7 protein-coding genes and 1 pseudogene are annotated in these 7,782 nt (G+C 72.9%); 6 read left to right on the forward strand and 2 right to left on the reverse strand.

Translation table 11 applies throughout. The annotated features are described in order from the left end of the window. A partial coding sequence (locus VKG64_17005) for a thiamine pyrophosphate-dependent enzyme (GenBank protein ID HKB26737.1) occupies window positions 1-371 on the reverse strand: 371 nt, incomplete at its 3' end. An 80-nt stretch (window positions 372-451) separates the two neighbouring features. On the opposite strand from VKG64_17005, the gene VKG64_17010 reads away from it, so the two are divergent. The 4 genes and pseudogenes from VKG64_17010 (at window position 452) to VKG64_17025 (ending at window position 2,757) form a co-directional block, all read left to right on the forward strand. Continuing rightward, on the forward strand, window positions 452-1,273 hold the full coding sequence (locus VKG64_17010; protein HKB26738.1) for a class II aldolase/adducin family protein: 822 nt from the start codon (window positions 452-454) through the stop codon (window positions 1,271-1,273). An 8-nt stretch (window positions 1,274-1,281) separates the two neighbouring features. Further along, window positions 1,282-1,428 carry a hypothetical protein gene (locus tag VKG64_17015; GenBank protein ID HKB26739.1) on the forward strand — a complete coding sequence of 49 codons (147 nt, stop codon included), beginning with the start codon at window positions 1,282-1,284 and terminating at the stop codon, window positions 1,426-1,428. Window positions 1,429-1,440: 12 nt separating this feature from the next. Then, window positions 1,441-1,776, forward strand: a pseudogene (locus VKG64_17020) (redoxin domain-containing protein). A gap of 9 nt (window positions 1,777-1,785) precedes the next feature. Continuing rightward, window positions 1,786-2,757, forward strand: coding sequence for an NADPH:quinone reductase (locus tag VKG64_17025; protein HKB26740.1), 972 nt, complete (start codon window positions 1,786-1,788; stop codon window positions 2,755-2,757). Window positions 2,758-2,766: 9 nt separating this feature from the next. On the opposite strand, the gene VKG64_17030 is transcribed toward VKG64_17025, so the two are convergent. Further along, window positions 2,767-3,645 carry a Ku protein gene (locus VKG64_17030; GenBank protein HKB26741.1) on the reverse strand — a complete coding sequence of 293 codons (879 nt, stop codon included), beginning with the start codon at window positions 3,643-3,645 and terminating at the stop codon, window positions 2,767-2,769. 64 nt (window positions 3,646-3,709) lie between these two features. On the opposite strand from VKG64_17030, the gene VKG64_17035 reads away from it, so the two are divergent. Continuing rightward, a complete protein-coding gene (locus tag VKG64_17035) occupies window positions 3,710-5,134 on the forward strand; it encodes a CPBP family intramembrane glutamic endopeptidase (GenBank protein HKB26742.1) in 1,425 nt (474 codons plus the stop codon). Next, window positions 5,127-7,778 (forward strand): DNA ligase D, encoded by a 2,652-nt coding sequence (gene ligD, locus VKG64_17040; protein ID HKB26743.1) that lies wholly within the window; start codon window positions 5,127-5,129, stop codon window positions 7,776-7,778. The genes VKG64_17035 and ligD overlap by 8 nt, the downstream gene beginning before the upstream one ends. Window positions 7,779-7,782: the final 4 nt, after the last annotated feature.

Consider the following 7,782-nt stretch of genomic DNA (forward strand, 5'->3'; position numbering starts at 1 on the left):
GGCGCCGGCTGGCCGCCCTCCACGTAGCCGGCGAAGAAGAGCAGGAGCTTCTCGATCGGCCAGCCGCGCCAGATCATGGCGGCGGTCTCGCGGAAGGACGGTACCATCCAGTCCGTCGGCCGGAGCGCGAAGGCGCTCCCCAGCTGGGAGGCTTCCTGGCCCTTGATCGGCGCGAAGGTGCCGATGCGACCCTGGCGCTGGAGGCGTACCATGCGCTCGTCGAGGCGGCGCCCGAGGACCATGAAGCGGTAGAGGCTGCGAAGCTCGTCGGGGGAGAGCTTCGGCTCGAGCGCGGCGTCGAGATGGCCCTCGCTGTCGAGGATCGACAGGTGCTCGACCTGGAATCGCGGCTCGAGAATCGTTCTGGGCATGGGCCGGCCCGGCGCCCTCATTTTACCCCTGGCGGGGAAGTCGCGGGGGGTGCGAAGATGCGCGCCACGGAGGACCGGCGATGACCGACCTCACGCGACGTGGTTTCACGACCGGCGGTGCGCTCGCACTGGCCGGCATCGTGCTCGGCGCGCCCCGGCGCGCGGCGGCCCAGGCCGCGCCCGCGTCCGCCGGGCCGCCCGACCCGCAGCTCGTCGAGGACCTCGTGGCCGCCGGCCGCATCCTCGTGGACCAGAACGTCCTCGACGGCTACGGCCACGTCAGCGCGCGCCACGACCGCGACCCGAGCCGCTACCTGATGACGCGCTCGCTCGCGCCCGAGCTCGTCACCGCGGCCGACATCATGGAGTACGACCTCGAGTCGAACCCGGTGGACGCGCGCGGGCGCGCGATGTTCATCGAGCGCTTCATCCACGGCGAGATCTACAAGGGCCGCCCCGACGTCAAGGCGGTGGTCCACTGCCACTCGCCGTCCGTCATCCCGTTCGGCGTGACGGGCGTCCCGCTCCGGCCGCTCTATCACATGAGCGCCTTCATCTGGGAGGGCGTGCCGGTGTTCGACATCCGCGACGCGATGGGCGGCATGACCGACATGCTCGTGCGCAGCCCGGCGATCGGCCACGCCCTCGCGCGGACGCTCGGGGGCCGCGCCGTGGCGCTCATGCGCGGCCACGGCGCGGTCATCGTGGGTGCGTCGCTGCCCGTCGCGGTGTTCCGCAGCGTGTACCTCGAGATGAACGCGAAGCTCCAGGCGCAAGCGATGGCCCAGAGCGCCAATATCCGGTACCTTGAGCCCGAGGAAGCGCGCCGCGCCGAGGCCTCGATCGCCGGCACGCTCGGGCGCCCCTGGGAGCTCTGGAAGCGCAAGGCGCTCGGAAAGTGAGGCGGTGAATGGCCCGCGTGGGCCCGTTCATCCTGGACAGCGGCGACAGATTTCCGGCGCTCGAGCTCGACACCGTGAAGCACGGGCGCCTGGGGCTTCCCGACTGGTTCGGCGAGCGCTGGGGCGCCTTGCTCGTCTACCGCGGCTGGTGGTGACCCTACTGCAAGCAGCAGTTGGCTGCCTTCGACCGCGCCCAGGACAAGCTCACGCAGGACGGCATCGCGGTGGTGGGGGCGTCGGTCGACCCGGCCGACAAGGCCGGTGAGACCGTCCGCGAGCTCGCGCTGACGATCCCGATCGGCTACGGTCTCCCGCTGAAGGAGACGGCGGCGAAGCTCGGCGCGTTCTACGAGGAGCGGCGTGGAATCCTCCACGCCACGGGCTTCGTCATAAGGCCGGACCGCACGATCGCGGTCGCCCAGTACAGCTCGGGCCCCATCGGCCGGCTCGTCTGGCAGGATGTCCTCGGCCTCGTGCAGTTCGTGAAGAAACAGGCGAAGTAGGAGGAACCGATGAGGGCGATCCGCGTCCACAAGTTCGGCGGCCCCGAGGTGCTCCAGCTCGACGAGGTGACCGACCCGAAGCCCGGGCCGGGGCAGGTGCTGGTGCGCGTCCGCGCCGCCGGCGTGAACCCCGTGGACACGTACGTCCGCTCGGGGAACTACGCGATGCTCCCCGCGCTCCCGTACATCCCCGGCAACGATTGCGCCGGCGTGATCGAGACGGTGGGCGACGGCGTCGCCCGGTTCAAGAAGGGCGACCGCGTCTACGTCGTGCGCACGATCACGCCGATGAGCGGCGCCTACGCGGAGCTCGCGCTCTGCGACGCGTCGATGGTCCACCCGCTCCCGACCAACGTCTCGTTCTCCCAGGGCGCGGCGCTGAGCGTGCCGTATGGCACGGCCTATCGCGGCCTCCATCACAAGGCCCACGCGCGCCCCGGCGAGACGATCCTCGTCCACGGCGCCTCTGGCGGCGTCGGCATCGCGGCGGTGCAGCTCGCGCGCGCTCACGGGATGATCGTCGTCGGAACGGCCGGAAGCGAGCGCGGGCGCAAGCTCGTCCAGGAGCACGGCGCCCATCACGTCCTCGACCACTCGACGCCCGACTATCTCCAGAAGCTCATGGAGCTGACGGGCGGGCGCGGCGCGGACGTGATCCTCGAGATGCTCGCCAACGTGAACCTCCAGAAGGACCTCGACGTCGTCGCGCGCTTCGGCCGGATCGTCGTGATCGGCAACCGCGGGTCCATCGAGATCAACCCGCGCGGCGCGATGGGCAAGGACGCGGCGATCCTCGGCCTGGCGCTCTGGAACGCGTCGCCGGAGGAGATGGCGTCGATCCACGCGGCCGTGGGCGCCGGGCTCGCGAACGGCACGCTGGAGCCCGTCGTCGGCCAGGAGCTGCCGCTGAAGGAGGCGGTGCGGGCGCACGAGGCCGTCCTCAAGCCGGGAGCCTACGGGAAGATCGTCCTGATCCCCTGACGGGGAGCGCTACTTCTTGCCGCCCTGCGCCTTCCGCGCGGGGGCCGGCACCTGGGCGCGCCCGGCCTTCGCGAGCGGCTTCTTCTCGGCGGGCGCGGCGGCCTCGGCCGCGGCGACGCGCTTCGCGAGGCTCTGCTTGAGCGCGTCCATGAGGTCGATCACCTGCGCGCGCTTGACCTCGGGCCCGGCGGCGGCGACCTCCTTGCCCTCGACCTTCTGGTTCACGAGGTCGAGGACGCGCTGCCGGTACTCGTCCGCGTAACCCTCCGGCCGGAACGCGTCCTTCGAGAGGCCGTCGATGAGCTGGAGCGCCAGCTCGAGCTCGCCTTCCTTGATCTTCGCGGACTCGCCGCGCTCGATCTCGCCGAAGCTCCGGACCTCGTCGGCGAAGTACATGGTGTGGAGCATGAGCCCGCCCTGCGCGGGCCGGATCAGGACGAGGCTCTCCTTGCCGCGCATGACGAACTTCGCGAGCGCGACGCGCCCGTGCTTCGCCATCGCGTCGGCGAGCAGGCGGTACGCCTTGTCGCCGCCCTTGTCGGGACCGAGGTAGTAGGTCTTCTCGAAGTAGATCGGGTCCACCGACTCGAGCGGGACGAACTCGGCGATGTCGACGATCTTCGAGGCCTCGCCCTCGAGCGCCTTCAGCTCCTCGTCGGTCACGCGCGCGTACTGGTCCTTGGCGAACTCGTAGCCGCGGACGAGCGCCCCGCGCTCGACGACCTCGTTGCAGACCGGGCAGAAGGTCTGCTGCTTGATCCGCGAGCCGCACTTGGCGTGCAGGAGGTTGAAGGACACCCCCTGCGAGGAGACGGCGGTGTAGAGCTTGATCGGGATGGAGACCAGCCCGAACGAGATCGTGCCGGAGCCGATCGCATGCGGCGGCATGGTTTGCACGATAGCACGAGGGTCCCTATGATGCGCGCAGGCTTGCCGAGGTCCCATGGATAGCGTGCCCTTAGCGCCGGAGCGCCGACATATCGGGGTCGCGACCGTGTTCGCGGCGCTGGTCCTGCTCGCGTTCGTCGGCGTCATGGTCTGGCTCCACCACGGCGCGTCGCGCGTGGAGGAGGTCGCCGAGCCCGAGCGCGCGCTCGCAGCCGTCGTCGGACGCACGCTCGATCTCGACGATGGCCTCGCCCGGGCGCCCGCGTGGGAGCGGCGGCTCTACGCCCTGCTCGTCGGGAGCCGCGCCGAGGACCTCGCGCAGGCGATCGTCTGGTACGACGAGCTCGAGGCGCTCTCGCCCGATCCCGGCGTGGACTTGTGCCTGGCGATCCTCGAGGGCGAGGCCGGGCGCCTCGACCGCCTCCGCCGCCGTGTCCGGGCGTGGGAGCTCCGCGAGCGGCCTCTGCCCGCCCTCGCGGGCCTCGTCCGCGCCGCCTATCTCGACGGGGCGGCCGACCCCGGCCCGGCGGCCCGGCCGATGCTGAACGCCGCGCTCGGGCCGGGCTGGTTCCGCGACCGGCTGGCGCTCGCCCTGGCCGCGCGCGCCGGCGACGGCGCGCTCGCCGCGGCGGCGGGCGCGGAGCTCGCCGAGCGCGGGCGCCGGCTGCTCTGGCGGCTGCGCGCCTTCGCCCTCGCGCAGGCGGCAATCTTCGCGGCGGGCGTGGTCGCGCTCGCCCGGCTCGTCCGGCGGCGCGGCGCCCGGGCGCGCCCCGGCTCGGCGGCGCTTCCGCCGCCGTGGAGCGGCCGCGACGGGGCTGTGGTCCTCATCCGCGGCGGCGCGGTCGGCGCCGTGCTCATGACCGCGTTCTTCCTCGTCCCGGCGGACGGCGCCGGGCGGTCCGCCGTGCGCGTCGCCCTGGCGACGGCGGCGAACCTCGCCTTCGTGCCCGTCCTCCTCATGGCGCGCCGGCGCCTCCTGCGTCCGGCCGGCGTCGGTCTCGCCGCCGGATTCGGCCTGGCGCCGTCGCGGCGCGACCTCGGGACGCTCGCGGCGGTGCTCTTCGCGGTGCTGGCGCTCGGCCAGGCGGGCGGGTGGGGGATCGACTTCACGGCCCGCGCCCTCGGCCTCTCGTCGCACTGGACCGAGTGGTTCGAGGCGGATCTCGCGTGGGGCGGGCGCCTCGTGGTCGGCGTCACCCTCCTCGACGTCGTCGCGCTCACGCCGGTCCTCGAGGAGCTCCTGTTCCGCGGGCTGCTGTTCGCGACGCTCCGCCGCGGGCTCGGCGTGCCCGCGGCGGCGGTCGCGAGCGCGGCGGTCTTCGCGGTCGCGCACGGCTACGGCACGCTCGGGTTCGCGAGCGTCTTCTGGAGCGCGTGCCTGTGGGCGTGGGCCTACGAGAAGACCGGGAGCCTCTGGCCGTGCATCGGGGCGCACGCCGTGGACAACCTCGGCGCGTCGCTCTCGGTCCTGCTGGTGCTCCGTGGTTAGGCGCGACCTCGACGCCTACCGGCGCAAGCGCGACCCGGAGCGGACGCCCGAGCCCTTCGGCGGCCGCCGGTCCACTGACGGCCATCTGTTCGTCGTGCACAAGCACTCGGCGCGCCGGCTCCACTACGACCTCCGGCTCGAGATCGGCGGTGTGCTCGCGAGCTGGGCCGTGCCGAAGGGGCCGTCCGTGCGGCACGGCGAGAAGCGCCTGGCCGTCCACGTCGAGGACCATCCCCTCGAGTACGCCGACTTCGAGGGCGTGATCCCCGAGGGGAGCTACGGTGCGGGACCGTCGATCGTCTGGGACCGCGGCGCGTTCCGCCCGCTCGGCGACCGGCCCGCGCGCGAGCAGGTGGAGCGCGGCAAGCTCGAGTTCGAGCTCTCCGGGGTGAAGCTCCGAGGACGGTGGGTGCTCGCGCGGATGAGCGGCAAGGACCGCGAGTGGCTCCTGCTCAAGAAGCGCGACGCGTTCGCCGACGGCGAGGAGCCCGTCGAGCGCTGGCCGGAGTCGGTGCTCTCCGGCCTCACCGTCGAGGAGCTCCGCGACGGGCCGAAGCGCCTCGCGACGCTTGCCACCCGGCTCGACGAGCTCGCGGCGCCGCGGCGCGAGGTCGCGCCGCGCGCCGGCGGGTTCATGCTCGCGACGCTCGCGGCCGAGCCCTTCTCCGATCCCGCGTGGCTCTTCGAGATCAAGTACGACGGCGTCCGGGTCTTCGCGGCGCGCGCGGGCGAGCGGGTCGAGCTCGTCGGACGGAGCGGCGCCGACGTGACCGGGCGCTACCCGGAGGTCGTGCGCGCGCTCCGCGCGCTCCCGCTCGAGCGCTTCGTCCTCGACGGCGAGATCGTCGCGCTCGACGACGCTGGACGCTCGAGCTTCCAGCGGCTCCAGACCCGCATGAACCTCACGCGGGCCGCCGACGTCGAGGCGATGGCGCGTGAGGTGCCCGTGAGCGGCGTCTTCTTCGACGCGCTCGCCCTCGACGGGCGCGACCTCCGCGCGCTCCCGCTCGACCGGCGCCGGGAGCTGCTCGCCCTGCTCCTGCCGCCGCGCGGCGTCGTGAGCCGCGGCGACTACGTCCTCGAGCACGGCCGCGAGTTCTTCGAGGCCGCCGCCGAGCAGCGGCTCGAGGGCATCGTGGCGAAGAAGCGGGCGAGCGCCTACGTGGCGGGGCGCTCGCGGGACTGGCTCAAGCTCAAGTGCCAGCGCCGCCAGGAGTTCGTGATCGGCGGCTACACGGCGCCGCAGGGCTCCCGCGCCCACTTCGGCGCGCTCCACCTCGGCCTCTACGAGCGGGGGCGGCTCGTGTACGTCTCGAAGGTCGGGACCGGCTTCGACGACGCGACGCTCGCGCGGATCGCCGAGAAGCTCCGGCCACTGGCCCGGCCGACCTCACCCTTCGACGCGGGCACGCCCGCGGGGCGCGGCCACCACTGGGTCGAGCCGAAGCTCGTCTGCGAGGTGCGCTTCACGGAATGGACCGCGGACGGCGGGCTCCGCCATCCCGCCTTCCTCGGGCTGCGCGACGACAAGCGCCCCGAGGACTGCCGGCGCGAGGAACCGACTCCTGGGCCGCGGGGGCGCAGGCAGCCCTCCTCGACCACGCTAGCTCTCAGCGCCGCAGGCCGGTCCGGGGGGTCGGCGCCGGAGGCAGCGCGCAGAAGCTACGGGTCTCGGAAGGCTCCCCGCGCTCCCGCCCCCGCATCCCCGCTTCCATCCCGCTCACGCGGGGCGGTCGCGGCGCTCGAACGTCCGGAGGTCGTGGTCACCAATCCGGGGAAGGTGTTCTGGCCGGAGGAGAAGTACACGAAGGCCGATCTCGTCGGGTACTACGATCGCGTCGCGCCGTTCCTGCTGCCGTACCTCCGGGACCGGCCGCTCGTGCTGACGCGCTATCCCGACGGGATCGCGGGGAAGTCGTTCTTCCAGAAGGACGCGCCCGCGTGGACGCCCGAGTGGGTCCGCACGGAGCGCATCTATTCGAAGGACGCCGGGCGTGACATCGACTACTTCATCGTGAACGACCGCGAGAGTCTGCGCTACGTGGCGAACCTCGGCACGATCCCGCTCCACATGTGGGGCTCGCGGATCGGCTCGCTCGACCGCCCGGACTGGCTCGTCCTCGACCTCGATCCGAAGGGCGCGCCGTTCACCGATGTCGTCAGGGTGGCGCGCGCGCTCCGCGGCCTGCTCGAGGAGCTCGAGCTCGAGAGCCACGTCAAGACGTCGGGCGCGACGGGGCTCCACATCCTGCTCCCGCTCGGCGCGCGCTACGACTACGAGACCGTGCGCACGTTCGCCCGGCTCCTCGCGCTGCTCGGCGTCGACGCGGAGCCGGAGATCGCGACGCTGGCGCGCCCGATCAAGTCCCGCGGCGGCAAGGTCTACGTGGATTGGGGCCAGAACGGCCACGGCCAGACGATCGTCGCGCCCTTCTCCGTGCGCCCGCTGCCGGGCGCGCCCGTGTCGTGCCCGCTCCGCTGGGACGAGGTGACCGCGCGGCTCGATCCCAAGCGCTTCACCATCAAGACGGCCCCCGCGCGGTTCGAGAAGCTCGGCGACCCGATGCGTCCGGTGCTCGCGGGCGGGATCGACCTCGGCGGCGTGCTCGCCCGCATCGAGCGCATGTTCGGCAAGAAGGCCTGAGGGC

This window comes from Candidatus Methylomirabilota bacterium (assembly GCA_035260325.1).
Lineage (GTDB): Bacteria > Methylomirabilota > Methylomirabilia > Rokubacteriales > CSP1-6 > AR19.